General features: G+C 66.7%; 17 protein-coding genes and 1 pseudogene. 5 read left to right on the top strand and 13 right to left on the bottom strand.

The window, feature by feature from the left end; translation table 11 throughout:
- Positions 1-5: 5 nt before the first annotated feature.
- The 6 genes from EPD81_RS03430 to EPD81_RS03455 form a co-directional block, all read right to left on the bottom strand.
- Positions 6-1,520, bottom strand: coding sequence for a DEAD/DEAH box helicase (locus EPD81_RS03430; RefSeq protein WP_142804264.1), 1,515 nt, complete (start codon positions 1,518-1,520; stop codon positions 6-8).
- A gap of 446 nt (positions 1,521-1,966) precedes the next feature.
- Complete coding sequence (locus tag EPD81_RS03435) at positions 1,967-2,245, bottom strand: HU family DNA-binding protein (protein ID WP_142803997.1); 279 nt, start codon at positions 2,243-2,245, stop codon at positions 1,967-1,969.
- A 177-nt stretch (positions 2,246-2,422) separates the two neighbouring features.
- Positions 2,423-3,298, bottom strand: a complete 876-nt coding sequence (gene purU / locus EPD81_RS03440) for a formyltetrahydrofolate deformylase (RefSeq protein WP_142803998.1) — start codon at positions 3,296-3,298, stop codon at positions 2,423-2,425.
- Complete coding sequence (thrH, locus tag EPD81_RS03445) at positions 3,295-3,918, bottom strand: bifunctional phosphoserine phosphatase/homoserine phosphotransferase ThrH (RefSeq protein ID WP_142803999.1); 624 nt, start codon at positions 3,916-3,918, stop codon at positions 3,295-3,297. The genes purU and thrH overlap by 4 nt, the downstream gene beginning before the upstream one ends.
- Positions 3,919-3,972: 54 nt before the next feature.
- Positions 3,973-4,308: an AzlD domain-containing protein gene (locus EPD81_RS03450; protein WP_142804000.1), complete on the bottom strand. Its 336-nt coding sequence runs from the start codon at positions 4,306-4,308 to the stop codon at positions 3,973-3,975.
- The gene (locus EPD81_RS03455) at positions 4,287-4,985 is read right to left on the bottom strand and encodes an AzlC family ABC transporter permease (RefSeq protein ID WP_185955333.1); all 699 of its coding nucleotides are present in this window, start codon (positions 4,983-4,985) and stop codon (positions 4,287-4,289) included. The genes EPD81_RS03450 and EPD81_RS03455 overlap by 22 nt, the downstream gene beginning before the upstream one ends.
- 61 nt (positions 4,986-5,046) lie before the next feature.
- Here EPD81_RS03455 and EPD81_RS10625 point away from each other — a divergent pair, with 61 nt between their 5' ends.
- Positions 5,047-5,466: a hypothetical protein gene (locus EPD81_RS10625; RefSeq protein ID WP_185955334.1), complete on the top strand. Its 420-nt coding sequence runs from the start codon at positions 5,047-5,049 to the stop codon at positions 5,464-5,466.
- Here EPD81_RS10625 and EPD81_RS03465 read toward each other — a convergent pair whose 3' ends face one another.
- The 3 genes from EPD81_RS03465 to EPD81_RS03475 are packed head-to-tail and all read right to left on the bottom strand — an operon-like array spanning position 5,467 to position 6,938.
- The gene (locus EPD81_RS03465; RefSeq protein ID WP_142804003.1) at positions 5,467-5,865 is read right to left on the bottom strand and encodes an RNA-binding S4 domain-containing protein; all 399 of its coding nucleotides are present in this window, start codon (positions 5,863-5,865) and stop codon (positions 5,467-5,469) included.
- Positions 5,866-5,869: 4 nt separating this feature from the next.
- Positions 5,870-6,589, bottom strand: a complete 720-nt coding sequence (locus tag EPD81_RS03470; protein ID WP_185955335.1) for an LrgB family protein — start codon at positions 6,587-6,589, stop codon at positions 5,870-5,872.
- Positions 6,579-6,938: a CidA/LrgA family protein gene (locus tag EPD81_RS03475; protein WP_221929192.1), complete on the bottom strand. Its 360-nt coding sequence runs from the start codon at positions 6,936-6,938 to the stop codon at positions 6,579-6,581. The genes EPD81_RS03470 and EPD81_RS03475 overlap by 11 nt, the downstream gene beginning before the upstream one ends.
- 73 nt (positions 6,939-7,011) lie before the next feature.
- Between EPD81_RS03475 and EPD81_RS10940 the strand changes: the two are divergent.
- Positions 7,012-7,323 (top strand): annotated as a pseudogene (locus tag EPD81_RS10940) (TerC family protein); the annotation flags it as partial.
- A 100-nt stretch (positions 7,324-7,423) separates the two neighbouring features.
- Here EPD81_RS10940 and EPD81_RS03485 read toward each other — a convergent pair.
- Both EPD81_RS03485 and EPD81_RS03490 read right to left on the bottom strand, forming a co-directional pair.
- Positions 7,424-8,395, bottom strand: a complete 972-nt coding sequence (locus tag EPD81_RS03485) for a nitronate monooxygenase family protein (RefSeq protein ID WP_142804004.1) — start codon at positions 8,393-8,395, stop codon at positions 7,424-7,426.
- Between the two features lie 71 nt (positions 8,396-8,466).
- Positions 8,467-9,852, bottom strand: coding sequence for a M48 family metalloprotease (locus tag EPD81_RS03490; protein WP_221929193.1), 1,386 nt, complete (start codon positions 9,850-9,852; stop codon positions 8,467-8,469).
- Between the two features lie 8 nt (positions 9,853-9,860).
- Between EPD81_RS03490 and EPD81_RS03495 the strand changes: the two genes are divergently transcribed.
- Genes EPD81_RS03495 through gshB form a run of 3 tightly spaced genes read left to right on the top strand, consistent with a single transcriptional unit; the run spans position 9,861 to position 13,428 of the window.
- Positions 9,861-11,138 (top strand): class I SAM-dependent DNA methyltransferase, encoded by a 1,278-nt coding sequence (locus tag EPD81_RS03495; protein ID WP_142804005.1) that lies wholly within the window; start codon positions 9,861-9,863, stop codon positions 11,136-11,138.
- A 44-nt stretch (positions 11,139-11,182) separates the two neighbouring features.
- Complete coding sequence (gene gshA, locus EPD81_RS03500) at positions 11,183-12,484, top strand: glutamate--cysteine ligase (RefSeq protein ID WP_142804268.1); 1,302 nt, start codon at positions 11,183-11,185, stop codon at positions 12,482-12,484.
- Entirely contained in the window at positions 12,481-13,428 is a 948-nt protein-coding gene (gene gshB / locus EPD81_RS03505) for a glutathione synthase (RefSeq protein ID WP_142804006.1), read from the top strand. The genes gshA and gshB overlap by 4 nt, the downstream gene beginning before the upstream one ends.
- Positions 13,429-13,443: 15 nt before the next feature.
- Here gshB and EPD81_RS03510 read toward each other — a convergent pair whose 3' ends face one another.
- Both EPD81_RS03510 and EPD81_RS03515 read right to left on the bottom strand, forming a co-directional pair.
- Positions 13,444-16,134, bottom strand: coding sequence for an HAD-IC family P-type ATPase (locus EPD81_RS03510; protein WP_142804007.1), 2,691 nt, complete (start codon positions 16,132-16,134; stop codon positions 13,444-13,446).
- A gap of 312 nt (positions 16,135-16,446) precedes the next feature.
- Positions 16,447-17,127 carry a hypothetical protein gene (locus EPD81_RS03515; protein WP_142804008.1) on the bottom strand — a complete coding sequence of 227 codons (681 nt, stop codon included), beginning with the start codon at positions 17,125-17,127 and terminating at the stop codon, positions 16,447-16,449.
- Between the last annotated feature and the right edge of the window lie 37 nt (positions 17,128-17,164).

Below are 17,164 nucleotides of genomic sequence, written 5' to 3' on the forward strand. Positions count from 1 at the left end.
CGCATTCAGCGATCGCGGCGGCGACGCCCCCAGCCTTCGCCATCACGCTGGGGATGGTGATCCTTGTTTCCCCAGCCGCTACGCGGCTTGCGTTCGCCGGATACGCCCAGCGTACGACGTTCGCCTTCGTCACCCCGCACCCGGCGCTCGAACTCCGAGCGCGGTGCCGACTCACCGTACGCACGCGGCGCGGCGGGACGCTCTTGCCGAGATTCGTGACCGCGGGGTGCGTCCCCCCAACGGCGGGGCGAATCCTCGCTGCGACGCGGCACCGGAGTGCGCGGACCGGAGGGTTTGCCGCCACGCGACCCCTCGAAGCCCCCACGCCCTGCACCGGCCGGACGGCGCGGTGCGCGCGGTTCCAACCCCTCGATCACATGCTCGGCCAGACGCCGACCGGTGAAGCGCTCGATCGCCCCGATGGTGCGCATCTCGTTGGGGTGCGTGAGCGTGATCGCCACGCCGCTGCGCCCGGCACGGCCGGTACGGCCGATGCGGTGCACGTAATCTTCGGCCTGACGGGGCGGATCGAAGTTGATCACATGCGAGATGCCTGCCACGTCGATGCCGCGCGCGGCCACGTCGGTGGCCACCAGCACTTGCACCTCGCCGCGGCGCAGCCGGTCGAGCGTGCGCGTGCGTGCGCGCTGGGTCATGTCGCCGTGCAAGGCCGCGGCGCGCATCCCCCAGCCGACCATACGCTCGGTGAGCTCCTCGGCGCTGCGTTTCGTCGCCGTGAAGACCACCGCCTGCTGCACGCCCTCATCGGAGATCAGTTTTTCCAGCAGGCGATGCTTGTGCTCGAAGCCGTCGATGAGCATGAGCCGCTCTTCGATCTTGGCCTCTTGCACCGGAGTACTCGTGATCTCGATGCGCTGCGGCTCATGGGTGAGTGACAGCGCCAAGCGCCCCACCACGCCGTCGAGCGTGGCGGAAAAAAGCAGCGTCTGACGCGCAGCGGGCAAGGATTCGGCAATGGCACGGATGTCGTCGATGAAGCCCATGTCGAGCATGCGGTCGGCCTCGTCGAGCACCAAGGATTCGATCCCGTCGAGCGACACGGTTCTCTGCTGCATGTGATCCATCAGGCGGCCGGGCGTGGCCACGATCACGTCCACCGGGCCGGAGAGGTCACGGCGCTGCGGGCCGAAAGGCATGCCCCCCACCAGCACCACGGTCTTGAGGCGGCGAAGGCCGCGGCCATAAGTGCGGAAGGATTTTTCCACCTGCTGCGCGAGCTCGCGCGTGGGAGTGAGCACCAGCACACGGGCCGAGCGGCCGGCGTGGCGCCGCGGCAGGGCGAGGCGCGCCAGAAGGGGCAGCGCGAAGGCCGCGGTCTTGCCGCTACCGGTGTGCGAGGAGACGAGCAGATCGGCCCCGGCGAGCACGGCCGGGATGGCACGCGCCTGTACCTCGGTGGGCGTCGTGTAGCCGCTTTGCGCCACGGCGGCGACGAGCGCCTCCGGCAGGCCCAGGTCGGCGAAGGAAAGGGAAGGAGTCGTTGCGGTATTTTCGGTCATCATGAGTCCAGTTTCGGAGTCGGAAAAGCCGCCTCCGCCGCCGGATGGCAGCGGCACGGCGAGTTACCGTCGAATGCGCGGGCGCCCGCCCGAAACCCGGAAACGAAGACCGAGGCCGCCGTGGAATACGGCGTCAGGAGCAGCGCGACGAAGATTCACGCAAGCGCGACGGGGCTGTGGCGACAGTCCCCAGGAGAAGTGGATCGTACGATCCAGAGAGATTCCATCGACTGTGTGGCACAACTTTTACAATCATAGCACGGGTCACATCCATGATGCAAGAAAAATTTCGTCCTTCGCTGATCCAACGCCTAGACGACGATCCAGGGAATGATGTGGGCAGTGCGCGGATCGAGCGTGGCCGTCAAGGCAGCCCCCGCAAAAAGAACGGCCCGCGGTGGTGCGCACCGCAGGCCTTCGCGCGCGGGTGAACCGCGCAGCGGGCATCACTTACCGGCGATGCGTTTCTTCAGCGCCGCGCCGGGCGAAAACTTCGGCACCTTGGTGGCCGGGATTTGGATGGTGGCACCGGTTTGCGGGTTGCGGCCGGTGCGAGCTCCGCGCTCGGCCACCTCGAACGAACCAAAACCGGTAAACACTACCTTCTCCCCCTGCTCCAAACGCTCGGCGATCAACTCTAGCACCGCGCCGAGCGCCCGCTCGGCTTCGGCACGGCTCGATCCCAGCGCATCGGCCAACGCTTCGACGAATTCACCTTTGTTCATCGCATACCTCGCTATTTTGGTTGAAATGAAAAAATGGATGAGCCGCTGCTCAGCCAACTCTACCGCATCGTGCCCCCCCACCTTTCGCACGTACGCGCTATTCTGCCGCAAAATCGAGCCTCTGCGTCAAATGATGCTGGATCCCACGAAACATTTCATGACGAATCGGGAACGATCTCAGCGAAACACGATGGTTTTGTTGCCATGGACCAACACCCGGTCCTCGATGTGGTAGCGCAATCCGCGCGAGAGCACCGTCTTCTCGATGTCCTTGCCGTAGCGCACCATGTCGTCCACCGTGTCCGAATGATCGACGCGAATGACGTCCTGCTCGATGATCGGTCCCTGGTCGAGCTCCTCGGTGACGTAATGACAGGTGGCGCCGATGAGTTTCACCCCCCGCTCCCAGGCCTGGTGGTAGGGCCGCGCGCCGACGAAGCTGGGCAGGAAGCTGTGGTGGATGTTGATGATGCGCGCCGGGTAGGCACGGCACAGTTCGGGGGGCAGGATCTGCATGTAGCGCGCGAGCACCATCACGTCGCCCCCCACCTCTTCGAAAATGCGCCGGATCTCGGCGAAAGCCGCCGGCTTGTTGTCCGGCGTCACCGGCACGTGCAGGAAGGGGATGCCGTGCCACTCGACGAAACCGCGCAAATCTTCGTGATTCGAAATCACGCAGGGAATCTCCACGTCGAGCTCGCGGCTGTGCCAGCGCGACAGCAGATCGTAGAGACAATGCTCCTGGCGTGAAACGAGAATGACGACGCGTTTCTTCACCGCCGAGTCGCTGATGTGCCAGTCCATTTCCAGCGATTCGGCCAGAGGGGTGAATCGCTCGCGCAATTCAGCCAACAAGAGCGGCATGCTGTCGGCACGGATCTCGAAACGCATGAAGAAACGGCCGCTCGGTGCCAATGGCCCCGGTGGCTCCGCGTGCAGGTTGGTCTCGAGGATCCAGCCGCCATGTTCGGCGATGAAACCGGCCACCTTGGCCACCAGCCCGACCCGGTCGGGGCAGGAGGCGGTGAGCGTATAACGCCGCTCCTTGCTCATCGCGCCGACTCCCGCAACCGGGCGAAGGATTCGTCGATCAGGGTGCGCAGCGCGGCATAATCGGTGACGTGGGGAAATTGGGGAAATTCGCGCACGACGTTTTCCGGGGCGCGAAAGAGGATGCCGGCGTGCGCTTCGCCGAGCATGGTCGTGTCGTTGTAGGAATCCCCGGCGGCCACGACGCGGAAATTGAGCGCCTTGAGGTGGTGGACCGCCTCCTGTTTTTGATTGGGCAGGCGCAGGCGGTAATTCACCACGCGGCCGGCTTCGTCCACTTCCAGCGAATGGCAGAACAAGGTGGGCCAGCCGAGCTGGCGCATCAAGGGGCGCGCGAATTCCTGGAAGGTATCGGAGAGCAGGATCACCTGGTAGCGCTCGCGCAGCGCGTCCAGGAAGGCTTTGGCGCCGGGCAGGGGCGTCATCGAAGCGATCACCGCCTCGATGTCCGGCAGACGCAGGCCGTGGCGCTCCAGGAGCGCCAGACGATAGCGCATGAGTTTGTCGTAATCGGGCTCGTCGCGCGTGGTGCGCCGGAATTCGGCGATCCCCGTGCGCTCGGCGAACGCGATCCAGATTTCGGGGATCAGCACCCCTTCGACATCGAGGCAGACGAGTTCCATGTGACGACTCCCGGATACCAAAAACGTACGAGACAACGGGGCATTCTACCCGATTCACCCTCCCCACGAGCGCAGCAGGGTCAAACCGAGGGCGCAGGCCGCCACGCCGGCGAGAATGGGCGCGACGAAGCCGCCGAAGCGGCGCTGCACCGCCAGCGCCGCGCCCAAACCGAGCAGTTCGGGTAGCCAGCCGCCCGCTCCGTAACCGCGCACGTCGCCGATCACCGACACCCCCAGCAAGGCGGCGATCAACATCGGCCCGAGGAGTTGTAGGGCGCGAAACACCTTGCCCGCCGGGTCGAGCCGGCGCGCCCCGATGAGCGGCAAGGCGCGCAGGGCATAGGTCCCCAGGCCGATCGCCAAGAGCATCAAGAGGATTTCCGTGCGCATCGCACCTCCCCGATTCCTGCCAGGAGCGCACCGAGCACCGCCGCGAGCAGTAGCCCCAGCGCCGCGTGCTGCGCCCAGGCGAAGGCGGCGGCCAAAGTCACCGTCACCAGGATCGCCCCGCGCCGCGGCGCCTGGGCATGGGGTAGCAGCAGGACGAGGAAGAGCGCCGACAGGGCGATCGGCAAAGATTCGGCGAGCAGCGGCAAATGAGCGCGGATCCAGTCGCCCGCGAGCGCCCCGGCCGCGCTCGCGCCCACCCACGACCCATAGGCCATGACCTCTACCCCGGCGAGCCAGAGGGGACGCTGGGCGGCCGGCTGTTGCGGCAATCGTCCCAGGGCCACGGCGAACACCTCGTCGGTGAGCCCGAAAGCCAGACCGGCCAAGCGCGATGGAGCCGCCGGCAGATAGGCGGCGATCGCCGGACCGTAGAGTGCATGGCGGGCATTGAGCAGCAGGCAGAGACCGACGGTCAGCACCATCGGCGTGCCTGCCGCGAGCAGCCCCACCAGCATGAATTGCGCTGCTCCCGAATAGACGATGAGCGAGGTGAGCGTGGCCTCCGCCGCGCTCATCCCCTGCTGCGTCGCCACCACCCCGAAGGTCACCCCCACCGGCAGATAACCCAGGGCGATGGGAATTCCATCCCGCAGACCTCGTCGCCAAGGTGCTTGCATACCATTCCCCTTTTCCTCCGAAGGAGTAAAATATTTCATTCTTCCATCGTTCATCTCTTCCATGAGCCGCTCTCTCGCGTTCATCGGCCTGTTCATCCTCGGACTGTCCGCCGTCGCCGCCACCGTCGCCACCACCGACGACGAGGTCAAACGCATGCGCGAAGAAGCGCGGCAGCTACGTCGGGAAGCCGACGAGGTCGTCAACCGCGCCCGCATCGAGTGCCAGAAGCGCTTCCTCGTCAACGCCTGCATCGACGAAGCCCACGAGAAGCGCCTCGAGATGCTGCAAAAGGCCCGCCAGCTCGAAATCCAGGCCCGCCAGATCGAGATCGAGCGCAAGAAAGAAGCCAAAGAGGCGCGCGAACGCGAACAGGCGGAAAAACAGGGAACTTCTACTGAACCGGCGCCGAACGCTCCAACGCCTCCCCTTCCGGAATCCGCCCCTCCGGCAGATCCAGGGGTTCCGGCCTCACCACAGTGATCACCCACCGCGCTTGAGGGCGCGCAGCTTCGCCCGATCCACCGCGTCCCCGCGCACGCGCGGCTCGCGCCGTTCCCGCTTGCGCGCCACCGCCTCCTGCCGCCGCGCGAGGCTTGCCGGATCCTCCTCGTAGAGGAGCCGCGCCTCGCTCGCCGGCCCGCGGCGCGCCGACAGCGCCTTTACCGTGATCTCCCAGACGTATTCGCCGATGGTGATGGTGAGCCGCTCGCCCGGCTTCACCTCGTGCGAGGGCTTGGCCCGCGCCCCCTGCACCTTGACGTGACCGCCCTCGATCGCCTCCTGCGCCAGCGTGCGCGTCTTGAAGAACCGCGCCGCCCACAGCCACTTGTCCAGGCGCACCCGCTCGCCGGCGCCGCCGGCCGCTTTCCGTCCGTTCATCGATTCACCCCAGCCACGGCAAGACCACCGCCGTCACCACCCCATTGAGTCCCATGCCCAAGGCGGCGAAGGCGCCGGCCACGGGATCGATCTGCATGGCGCGGGCCGTGCCGATGCCATGGGTGACCACGCCCAGCGCCAGACCCTTGGCCGCGGAAGAGCGCACCCGCATGAGCGCGAAGAGCAGCGGCCCGAAGAGCGCTCCGAGGATGCCGGTGAGGATGACGAACACCGCCGCGAGCGCCGGGATGCCGCCCATCTGCTCGCTCACCGCCATGGCGATCGGGCTCGTCACCGATTTGGGCGCGAGCGTGCGCAGCATGGTCGCGTCCAACCCCAGCGCGGCCCCGAGGGCCACGGCGCTGCCGGCGGCCGTCACCGAGCCGGCCACGAGCGCCGCGGCCACCGCCTTGGCGTGCGCCGCCACGCGGCGGCGCTGGTGAAAGAGCGGGATCGCCAGGGCCACGGTGGCCGGGCCCAAGAGGAAGTGGATGAACTGAGCCCCGGCGAAATAGGCTGGATAAGGCAGGCCGGACCACAAGAGCAGCGCCCCGAGAATAGCGATGCTCCAGGCGACGGGATTGAGCAGGGGATGCAAGCCGCTTCTCCGATGCACCCATTCCCAGACGAGATACACCACCAGCGTGATCGTCAGGCTGAAGAGCGGGGTGGCCGACAGATACACCCAGAGCTCGCGCCAGGGCGCGATCGCCTCAAAAGGCATCTTCCCCTCCCGCCAGCCGTTCGAACACCCAGGCCGAGACCGCCAGCCCCAGGAGCGTACTCACCAACAGCACCACGCCGAGCACCAGCCAGGACTGCTGCAAGCGCTCCCAATGCGCGACCACCCCAACCCCTGCCGGCACGAAGAGCAGCGAGAGGTGGCGCAGCAGCGTCCCGCCTGCTTCTTCCAGCGGTTTGGGTACCCGCCCCAACGGCAAAAGGAGCGCGAGCGCGAATACCAACCCCATCACGGGTCCGGGTACCGGCCAATGAAAGAACCGCACCACCACTTCACCTGCGAGCTGCAGTGCCAGCAAGACCGTGAGACCCCACAGCATGATCGACTCCATCGCGTGCGGCACCTTGGGCCGCGGTCTTCCCATTCTAGCGAAAACCGTTCCCGCGAGGCGGGCACATTTGCCCATGGCCGCCCTGCTCGATCCTTCCCTATGGATCGCTCGTCATCACCCTCACCGCGCTCGAGATCGTGCTCGGCATCGACAACGTCATCATGATCGCCGTTCTCGTCAGTCGGCTGCCGCCGGAGCGGCACCCCACCATCAAATGCTCGCGCTGAGCTTTCTCGGGGTGATCGGCGCACTCTTCTTGATCGCCGAGCGTTTCGGTTTGCACGTGCCCAAGGGCTACGTCCATTTCGCCATGGCTTGCTCGGTCGGCGTCGAGATGCTCAACCTCCGCATGCGGCAAAAAATGTCACCAAAACCGGTGAAACTGCATCCGCCGCGCGAAGCGGTACTCACCCGAGAGGACGAGACGGAAAGGGCGACGGCGGCAGAGCAAGCGGCCGGGAAAGCCTCCGCCCTCCTTCGCTGATTCAGGGCGCGAGTGCCGCGCTACGCGGCAAGGCGCAGGCCGCCTCGTATTCGCGCGCGAGCCGCTCGACGAGCGTCGCCGTCGACACCACCTCATGGATGAGCGACACGCCGTGCCCCGCGCTCCACACGTCGCGCCAGGCGCGCACCTCCGAACCGATGTCGTGCAGTTTGCCCTTGCCCGAGAGTTGCTGCAGCTTCTCGGGCGTGAGCCCGGCCGCCTCCAGGCTGGGCTGGAGAAAATTGGCATTGACCCCCGAGATCGCGTCGGTATAGACCACGTCGTCGGCACGCGCCTGCAGCAGCATTTCCTTGTAGCGCGGCGGCGCCATCGACTCCTCGGTGGCGATGAAGCGCGTGCCGAGATAGGCGAAATCGGCCCCGAGCACCTCGGCCGCGCGCACGCCGTAGCCGTCGGAAATCGCCCCGGCCAGGATCAAGGTCCCTTCCCAGAACTCCCGAATCTCGCGCACCAGGCTGAAGGGGCTCTGCGTGCCGGCGTGCCCTCCCGCACCGGCGCACACGGCGATGATGCCATCGACGCCGGCCTCGATCGCCTTGCGCGCGTGCCGCGCCCGGATCACGTCGTGGAAGACGAGCCCGCCGTAGCCGTGCACCGCATCCACGATGGCCTGCGGATTGCCCAGGCTGGTGATGACGAAGGGCACGCGATGGGCCACGATGCAGGCCAGATCCTCCTGCAGGCGGGAATTGGTGTGGTGCACGATGAGATTGACGCCGTAGGGCGCGCAGGGCCGGTCGGGATGCTCGCGCCGAAAGGCCGCCAGCGCCTCCTCGACGCGCGAAAGCCAGACTTCGAGCTCGCTCGCCGGTCTGGCGTTGAGCGAAGGAAAAGTACCGGCCACGCCGGCCTGGCAGCAGGCGATCACCAGCTCGGGGCCGGAGACGAGGAACATGGGCGCGGCGATCACCGGTACACGGAAACGCCCTGTGAAGGCGGCGGGAACGGGCATGGTCTTCTCCTGAGGGATGAGGCGAATCGCCCGATTCTAACATTCGTTCGAAACAGGTTTCAAACGATCGTTCACCTCACATACCCCCACTGCCGCAGACGCTGCCGGGCATAAGCCGCCGCCTGACCGCGTCCGCCGGTGCGCTGCAGCACGTCGGCGTAGAGGCGCGCCGCCTCCTGCCGCCGCCCCAGCCCCTCGAGCGAGACGCCGCGCAGGAAGGTGATGCCGGTATCTCCCGGCAGCAGTCGGTCGTAGGTTTCCAATGCGACCAGTGCCTCGTCGAAGCGGCGCTGCTGCAGGGCCGTCGCGGCCAACACCTTGTGCGCCTGGGCTTCCTGGGGATAGACGGAGCGGGCGTGCTCGGCATAGGCGCGCGCCTCGTCGAGCCGCCCACGCGCGAGCAGGGTCTGCGCCAGGCGCACGTTGGCGGCGTAATCATCGGGCGTGAGCTTGACCGCCTCACGAAAATGCTGCTCGGCCTCGGCCAGCTTTTTCGCGCCCATCGCCTCTTCGCCGCGACCGCAGCGCTCGATGGTCGGACGCAAGGCTCGCAGCGGCGCCGTCCGGTCCATGAAGCGCTCGCGCTGCACGGGAAAACGCTCGCCGTCGGCGAACTCGGTCTCGGCCAGCCATTGCGCCCGCTGTATCCGCTCCTGGGTCAGCGGATGCGTCGAAAACATCGTCTCGATCAGCCCTGGTCTGGTTTTTTCCTCCTCGAGCAAAATCTGGTGCAGCCGCACCATGGCACTGGCGGGATAGCCGGCGAGCACCATGTAGCGCTGGCCCAGGTAATCCGCCTCCCGCTCCTGCTCCCGCGAATAGGATGCGAGCAGGGCACTTGCGCCCACCGCCCCACCCTGCACCAGCCATTGCCCCCAATCGCTCCTGCTCGTAGCCGCATCGAGCGCGGTGAGCGCCACCTGCGCCAGCATCGCCTTGGCCTGCTGTTGCGCCGAATGGCGCGCATTGACGTGGCCGATCTCGTGGCCGAGCACTGCCGCGAGCTGTGCCTCGTCGTCGAGCCGCACCAGCAGGGCCCGCGTCACTCCGACCGATCCGGCGGGAAAGGTGTAGGCGTTGAGATAATTCGCGTTGAGTCCACGATACGAATATGGCAGAGACGGACGATGACTCACCGCATGCACCCGAGCACCCACCTCGCTCACATAGGCATTGACCGAAGCCTGCGGGATCGGCCCCAAGTCTTGAGAGAACTGCTGGGGGGCGAGCTGTCGATCGAGCGCGATCTCCTGCGCCTCGCTCATACCGACGAAGATGGTCTCACCGGTGACTGGCGAAGTGGCGCACCCGGAAAAGAGCGGTGCGGTCAGACTCGCCCCCAACAGTGCGAGCGCCTGCCGTCGTGTCATCGGCCGGCGGCCGAGCGCATCAAGCGCCATCCAAGCGGTCTCGTGCATCTTGTCCTCCTGCGGCAGCAGCACGGAATCGGCTATCATCCCGCTCCATGATAGAAGAAATCCCGCCGGACGCGCTGGGGCAGGTGTTCACGCCCGAGCCCGTGGTGCGCGCGATGCTGCGCCTGCGCCGCCGCCACGGCCGCATCCTCGAGCCCGCCTGCGGTGACGGGGCCTTCCTGCGCCACCTCGAAGCCGACGCCCTCGCCTGCGAGCTCGATCCCCGCGTCTGTCCGCCGCGGGCGCGCTGCCTCGACTTCTTCGCCCTGCCCGAGCACGAAACCTTCGCCACGATCATCGGCAATCCGCCCTACGTGCGCCGTCGCGATGTGCTGCCCGAGACCGCCGCGCGGCTCGAAAGCCGCCTGCTCGACGGCCACGCCAATCTCTACCTGCATTTCATCGAGAAGGCCGTGCGCCACCTCGAACCCGGGGGCGAGCTCATCTTCATCACCCCGCGCGATTTCCTCAAGGCGACCGCCGCCCGGCGGCTCAACCGCTGGCTGCTCGCGGAAGGAAGTTTCACCGAAGTGATCGACACGGGCGATGCGCGCCTCTTTGCCGGCGCCGTGCCCAACTGCCTCATCTGGCGCTTCGAGCGCGGCCGGCGCGCACGCACGCTGCGCTACGCCGAGCTGGGACGTGAACCCGGCTGGCAGGAACGGCTCGCCGCGCTCACCGCCGTTCTGCCTGTTACTGACGACGAGATCCCGCCACCGTGGGAAGCGCGCACCGTGCTCGAACACGACGGGCACCTCGCCTTCGTGCGCGACACGTATCCCCTGCGCCTGTCGCAGATCGCCCGAGTGTGCGTCGGTGCCGTCTCCGGGGCGGACGAGATCTACGCCGACCCCCGCTGGGCGAACCGCGAATTCGTCTGTTCCTCCACCGTGCGCGATGGCCACACTCGACCCATGCGCTTCGTGCGTCCCGGCGAACCGCCACCTCCGGAACTACTCCCCTTTCGCGAACGGCTGCTCGCGCGGCGCGTTCGGGATTTTGATGAGAATAACTGGTGGGAATGGGGGCGCTATCATCGGGAAAGCGACGCGCCGCGGGTGTACGTAAACGGCCGCACCCGCGCTCCGCGCCCCTTTTTCGTCCATCCTTGCCGGGATTGGGACGGCAGCGTGCTGGCGATCTTTCCCCACGACCCGAACCTCGATCCTGCCAAGCTCGCCGCCGCGCTCAACGACGAAGTCCCCTGGGCCGAACTCGGCTTCGTGTGCGACGGGCGCTTCATCTTCTCGCAGCGCAGCCTGGAGCGCGCGCCGCTGCCCGCCTCCTTTGCCCGCTTCCTGCCCGGGCGGTGTGACGAGGCAGCGTAACCGGTACAATCGCGGACGAACTCCCCGCAAGGATGCCTCTCATGATGGTCCCCCACCTCACGACCGCTCTCAGTGGGCCGCTACTGGCCATCGAGCGCCAGTTTCTCGCAGAGCTACCGGCGATCGAACAATGGTTCCGCGGCGGTTTCAGCGAGCATACGCCTCCTTTCTATGCCTCCACCGACCTGCGCAACGCCGGATTCAAACTCGCGCCGGTCGATCTCAATCTCTTTCCCGGCGGCTTCAACAACCTCTCCGACGACTTCCTGCCCTTGGCGGTACAGGCGACGCAAGTGGCGATCGAGCGTGTCTGTCCCGAAGCCAAGCGCCTGCTCCTCATACCCGAGAACCACACGCGCAACCGCTACTACCTGCTCAACGTCGCCCGCCTGCAGCGCATCCTGAGGCTGGCCGGCCTGGAAGTACGCATCGGCTCGCTGCTGCCCGAGATCACCGCCCCGACCGAGCTCGAAGCGGCCGAAGGCGAGCACGTGCTCGTCGAGCCCTTGGTGCGCCGCGGCAACCGGCTGGGGCTCGCCGACTTCGACCCCTGCGCCATCCTACTCAACAACGACCTCTCGGCTGGCGTGCCGCCGATTCTACGCGGCCTCAGCGAACAGAACGTGATTCCGCCCCTGGTGGCCGGCTGGCATACTCGACGCAAATCACACCACGCCGAGATCTACGCCCGCGTCGCCACCGACTTCGCCGAGGCGATCGGCCTCGATCCCTGGTACCTCATCCCGGCGCACCGAGTCGTATCCGGTCTGGATTTCCAGAGCAAAGAGGGTGAAGACCGGCTCGCCGACACCGCCTCCGAGCTCTTCGCCGAGATCCGCGCAGCCTACGCCGCCCGCGGCATCGACCAAGAGCCTTTCCTCGTGGTCAAGGCCGACGCCGGCACCTACGGCATGGGCGTGATGACGGTCAAGGATCCGGCCGAGCTGCGCGAACTCTCGCGGCGGCAGCGCAACAAGATGGCCAAAGTGAAAGAAGGGCTGGAAGTGCATCAGGTGATCGTGCAGGAAGGCGTGCCCACCTTCGAGCGGCTCGGGGAGGCGGTGTGCGAACCGGTCGTCTATATGATCGATCGCTACGTCGTGGGCGGTTTCTATCGTGTGCATACCGAACGGGGGGCCGACGAGAATCTCAATGCGCCGGGGATGCACTTCGAGCCGCTGCGTTTCGCTTCGAGTTGCTCGCTGCCCGATTCGGGCCTCGCTCCCGACGCCGAACCCAACCGTTTCTACGCCTACGGCGTGGTGGCGCGCCTGGGCCTGCTCGCCGCCGCCATCGAGATCGAAGAGCTCGTCGCCCGTTTCGAGAAACAAGGAGAAGCGGCATGAAACTCGCGTTTCTCGTCGATCCCCTGGCCAAGCTCAAGGTGACGAAAGACTCCTCCATCGCCATGATGCGCGCCGCCAAGGCACGCGGCCACGAGATATGGACTTGCCAGCGCGAGGGGCTCGAGTGGGAGGAAGGCGCCGTGTGGCTCACGGCCCAGCTCGTCGCGCTCACCGATGGTGGGGCCGGCGCCTGGTATGAGATCGTCTCCGAAGCGCGGGTGCGCGCCGACCGATTCGACGCCATCCTCATGCGCCAGGACCCCCCGTTCGATTTCGAGTATCTCGCCGCCACCTGGTTGCTCGAGCGCGCCGAAGCCCAGGGCGCCCGCGTCTGGAATCGACCGCGGGCGATCCGCGATCATTCGGAGAAACTCTCCATCCTGGAATTTCCCCAGTTCACGCCGACCACGATCGTCGCGCGCGATCCGCAGCGCATCCACGCCTTCATCGACGCGCAGGGCGACGTGATCCTCAAACCGCTCGACGGCATGGGCGGCAGCCAGATCTTTCGCGTGCATCGCGAGGATCACAACCGTTACGCCATCGTCGAGACCCTGACGCACCACGGGCATCGCACCATCATGGCCCAGGAATACCTGCCGCAGATCCGCGACGGCGACAAACGGGTGCTGCTGGTCGCCGGCAAGGTGATGCCCCATGCGCTCGCGCGCATCCCCCGGCCCGGCGAGACGCGCGGCAATCTCGCCGCCGGCGGACGCGGCGTAGCCATGCCGCTCACCGAAGCCGAGCGGGAAGTGGCCGAGGCGCTCGCGCCCATTTTGTGGCAGCGCGGCCTTTTGATCGTGGGGCTCGATCTCATCGGCGGGCGGCTCACCGAGATCAACGTCACCAGCCCCACCTGCATGGTGGAGATCGCGGCCCAGACCGGCTTCAGCGTAGCCGATGAAGTGATCGCGGCGCTCGAGCACCTTGCCGCCGCCTGAGCACGGCAACACGCCTCACAGCGTGACCCGCCCCGTGCGGCGCAGCATGGCCTTCTCGGCCTCGACTACGGTAAAAGCGACCAACGCCCCGACGAGCGCGTAGATCCAAGTAAAGGCATCGAGCGCTTCGGTGCGAAATAGCATCTGGAACGGCGGGGCGTAGACGAAAGCCAGTTGCAGCAGTGCCAGCACCCCGATCACCGGCCAAAGCGCCGGGTTGCCACGCACGACGTCCACGTTCCAGCCGCTCGCGACGAAGCGTCGGCAGTTGAACAGATACATCACCTCGGCGCACACCAAGGTATGCGTGGCCGCCGTGCGGGCGAAGTCCTCGCCGAGCTCACGGACGAGGGAAAGGCCGTAAGCGCCATAGCTCAAGAAACAGATCAACGCGCCGATGAAGGCGATGCGCCAGGCCATCGGCCCAGTGACCAAGGGCTCGATCGGCGGACGCGGCGGACGCCGCATCACGTCAGGCTCCGGCGATTCGAACGCCACGGCGATCGCCAGCGTCACCGCCGTCACCAGGTTCACCCACAGGATCTGCGTGGCCGAGATCGGCAGCGACCAGCCCGCCGCCAGCGCGATCGCCACGACCAACGCCTGCGCCATATTCGTCGGCAGCACGAAGAGCAGCGCCTTCTTGATGTTGTCGTAGGCCACGCGCCCCCAGCGCACGGCCTGGGCGATGGTGGCGAAGTTGTCGTCGGCGAGCACCATGGCCGAGGCCTGGCGGGCGGCGTCGGTACCGCGGCGGCCCATGGCCACGCCGATGTCGGCCGCCTGCAGCGCCGGCGCGTCGTTGGCTCCGTCTCCGGTCATGGCCACGATGTGTCCCTGCCCCTGGAGTACACGCACGAGGCGCAGCTTGTTCTCCGGCGCGGCCCTGGCGACGACGTCGGTCTCGACGATGCGCCTTCCCAGGACTGCGTCGTCGAGTTGCTCGATCTCCGTGCCAGTCAGGGCCGTGTCGGCACGCAGCCCCAGCATGCCGCCGATGGCCCGCGCCGTCACCGGATGATCGCCCGTGATCATCACGACGCGGATACCAGCCTCGTGGCACTCGCGGATCGCATCCTTCGCCTCCGGCCGCGGTGGATCCTCGAGCCCTACCACCCCCAGTAAGGCGAACCCTTCGTCGATGTCCTCGTAGCGCAGCGTTTCCTTGGGCTCAGGCAAGCGTTTCCAGGCCAGCGCGATCATCCGCCGCCCCTTGGCCGCTTCCTCCATCAAACGCTCTTCCCAACTCGCCACGTCGAGCGGCTGCCCGTCGGCATCGTGGAGACAGTGCGCCAGCACCACTTCGGGCGCGCCTTTGAGCAGGATCACGTGGTTGCCGTGATGGTCGTGATTGAGGGTGGCCATCCAACGCCGCTCGGATTCGAATGGGATCAGATCGACCCGCGGCCAGCAGCCGTGCTCACGCTCCGGATCCAAGCCGGCCTTCAGCGCCATGCTCAAGAGGGCGATCTCGAGCGGATCCCCCTCGCCATGCCAGTTCCCCTCGGCATCCGTATGCAATGTAGCGTCGTTGCACAGCAGCGCCGCCCGTGCGAGCCGCACCAACCCGCGCACGCTCTCCGGCGGACGAGGCCGTCCGCCGCGCACGAATTCCCCCACCGGCTCGTAGCCCGAACCCGTCACCTCCACGGCATCGTGTGGCAACAACACCGAGGTCACGGTGAGCTCGTTGCGCGTGAGCGTGCCGGTCTTGTCGGTACAGATCACCGTCACCGAACCGAGCGTCTCCACCGCCGGCAAGCGGCGCACGATGGCCCGGTGCTGCGCCAGCCGCTGCCCGCCGATCGCCAGGATGATGGTGACGATCGCCGGCAACCCTTCGGGAATGGCCGCCACCGCGATGCCGACCACCGCGAGGAAGATCTCGTCGACCGCCTGCCCCAGCCCCCAATAAGCCCAAGCGAAAAGCAGGGCCGACAGCGCCACGATCACCACCGCCGTTGCCTGGGCAAATCGCGTCAAGCGGCGGGTGAGGGGCGTCTCCAGTCGCGTGACGGTGGCCACCAGCTCGCCGATGCGCCCGAGCTCGCTGTCCCCGCCGGTGGCCACCACCACGCCCAGACCCTGACCCCGCACCACCGTGGTGCCGCTGTAGGCCATGCATCGCCGCTCGGCGAGCGGCGTCGCCTCATCGACGGGCTCCGGGTTTTTCTCCACCGGCAAGGATTCTCCCGTGAGCGCGGCCTCGTCCACGGCCAACTGGCGCGCGGAGACGAGGCGCAGATCTGCCGGCACAACCATCCCCGATTCGAGAAAAACGAGATCGCCCGGCACCAGTTCCTCGGCAGCGATCTGATGCCGTCGCCCGTCGCGGACCACCACCGCGGTTCTGGCCAGCATCGACTTCACCGCCGCCAACGCTCGCTGCGCCTTGCCCTCCTGGATCGCGCCCAGCACCGCCGAGACGATCACCACCGCAAAAATCACCGCCGCATCGATCCAATGCTCGAGGTACGCCGTGATCACTCCAGCCACGAGCAGCACATAGATCAAAGGATTGTGAAACTGGCGCAGCAAGCGCAACCACGCCGGATCGGGTGGAGCCTCCGGCAAACGGTTCGGACCATGAACGGCCAGGCGACGTTCGGCCTCGGCCCGGGCCAGGCCACGCTGCGGATTCGTCGCCAGCTGCTCGGCCACCTCCGCCGGCGACTGGGCATGAAAAGGTTTGTTCCTTCGGTTCATGGACGTCATCGCGGAACTCGACACAAAGGGACGGTGCGATGCAGCATACCATGAATGAAGGGTCGCCCAAAAACCCGCGAATCGACTGCGCAGGCGGCCTCGTTGCTAGGGCGGCGAGAAAAACCCGCGCGAGCGATTGCAGGGCGGGGCACCCGGAGCACGGGCTGCGAGACCGATCACACTTGGATGGACGAGCCTCCGAGCGCCGGAGAACGCCGCCATGAGACCACATGGTAGGTTAGCCGGGGCCCGCTACGTGCACGTACCGTGCGACCAAGCACGTGCATCATGGACGCCCGAACGGAGGACGGCTCAACCGCGTCGTCCGCCCTGCCAGGCAGCGAGCAAGAAATCGCGATAAGGGGCGAGCAGGTGGATGGGGACTTCCACCACCGGGCCACCCAAGGTGGTACCGAGATAGCGCCCCTGCACGGCGGCATCGACCCCTGGCAAGAGCACTTCCACCGGAGCGTTGGCTTTGAGCCGCAAATTGCGCTGCGACTCGTCGAAAAAAACCGAGCCGTGGGTGAAATTGAGCTGTGCCTCGGTCTCGAGCGGCTCATCGTTGGGCCGCACGCCGCGCACCACGACGGGGGCCAGGCGCACGTCGTTGCATACCTTGAGCGCCTGGGTGCGGATGCGCTTCTCCAGCTCGTCTTCGGAGAGAAAAGGCGCATTGCCCACGCGCGCCTCCACTTCGGCGAGCTCCTCGTCGGTGAGGTGCGGCGCGGCGCGCACGAGGAGTTCCTTGGGCAGCATTTTGCCCGGCTCGCGCCGAGGACGCTCGACATCGACCCGATGCTGCAGCTTGTGGACCATGATGCCACCGCCCTGCAAACGCTTGCTGGCCACCGCCTTCAATCCCTGATGCACGACGTCTCCCAGCAACCCATCGACGACGCGTGCGAGGTCGGCACGAGGCATCTTTTGCAAGGGCTCGGGCAAAGACACTTCCAACGTATACGTGAGGATGAGGCGACTCGTATCTTTCATGGGCAAGGTAGGCGATCCAATGATCGCATGCTAGCAC

Source organism: Tepidiphilus sp. J10, assembly GCF_006980785.1.
GTDB classification, from domain to species: Bacteria; Pseudomonadota; Gammaproteobacteria; order Burkholderiales; family Rhodocyclaceae; genus Tepidiphilus; species Tepidiphilus olei.

Excerpts from the sequence above, each read along its gene's own strand:
- EPD81_RS03430 (WP_142804264.1), bottom strand. The coding sequence starts at position 1,520 with ATGACCGAAAATACCGCAACGACTCCTTCCCTTTCCTTCGCCGACCTG.
- EPD81_RS03435 (WP_142803997.1), bottom strand. The coding sequence starts at position 2,245 with ATGAACAAAGGTGAATTCGTCGAAGCGTTGGCCGATGCGCTGGGATCG.
- purU (WP_142803998.1), bottom strand. The coding sequence starts at position 3,298 with ATGAGCAAGGAGCGGCGTTATACGCTCACCGCCTCCTGCCCCGACCGG.
- thrH (WP_142803999.1), bottom strand. The coding sequence starts at position 3,918 with ATGGAACTCGTCTGCCTCGATGTCGAAGGGGTGCTGATCCCCGAAATC.
- EPD81_RS03450 (WP_142804000.1), bottom strand. The coding sequence starts at position 4,308 with ATGCGCACGGAAATCCTCTTGATGCTCTTGGCGATCGGCCTGGGGACC.
- EPD81_RS03455 (WP_185955333.1), bottom strand. The coding sequence starts at position 4,985 with ATGCAAGCACCTTGGCGACGAGGTCTGCGGGATGGAATTCCCATCGCC.
- EPD81_RS10625 (WP_185955334.1), top strand. The coding sequence starts at position 5,047 with ATGAGCCGCTCTCTCGCGTTCATCGGCCTGTTCATCCTCGGACTGTCC.
- EPD81_RS03465 (WP_142804003.1), bottom strand. The coding sequence starts at position 5,865 with ATGAACGGACGGAAAGCGGCCGGCGGCGCCGGCGAGCGGGTGCGCCTG.
- EPD81_RS03470 (WP_185955335.1), bottom strand. The coding sequence starts at position 6,589 with ATGCCTTTTGAGGCGATCGCGCCCTGGCGCGAGCTCTGGGTGTATCTG.
- EPD81_RS03475 (WP_221929192.1), bottom strand. The coding sequence starts at position 6,938 with ATGGAGTCGATCATGCTGTGGGGTCTCACGGTCTTGCTGGCACTGCAG.
- EPD81_RS03485 (WP_142804004.1), bottom strand. The coding sequence starts at position 8,395 with ATGCCCGTTCCCGCCGCCTTCACAGGGCGTTTCCGTGTACCGGTGATC.
- EPD81_RS03490 (WP_221929193.1), bottom strand. The coding sequence starts at position 9,852 with ATGATAGCCGATTCCGTGCTGCTGCCGCAGGAGGACAAGATGCACGAG.
- EPD81_RS03495 (WP_142804005.1), top strand. The coding sequence starts at position 9,861 with ATGATAGAAGAAATCCCGCCGGACGCGCTGGGGCAGGTGTTCACGCCC.
- gshA (WP_142804268.1), top strand. The coding sequence starts at position 11,183 with ATGGTCCCCCACCTCACGACCGCTCTCAGTGGGCCGCTACTGGCCATC.
- gshB (WP_142804006.1), top strand. The coding sequence starts at position 12,481 with ATGAAACTCGCGTTTCTCGTCGATCCCCTGGCCAAGCTCAAGGTGACG.
- EPD81_RS03510 (WP_142804007.1), bottom strand. The coding sequence starts at position 16,134 with ATGAACCGAAGGAACAAACCTTTTCATGCCCAGTCGCCGGCGGAGGTG.
- EPD81_RS03515 (WP_142804008.1), bottom strand. The coding sequence starts at position 17,127 with ATGAAAGATACGAGTCGCCTCATCCTCACGTATACGTTGGAAGTGTCT.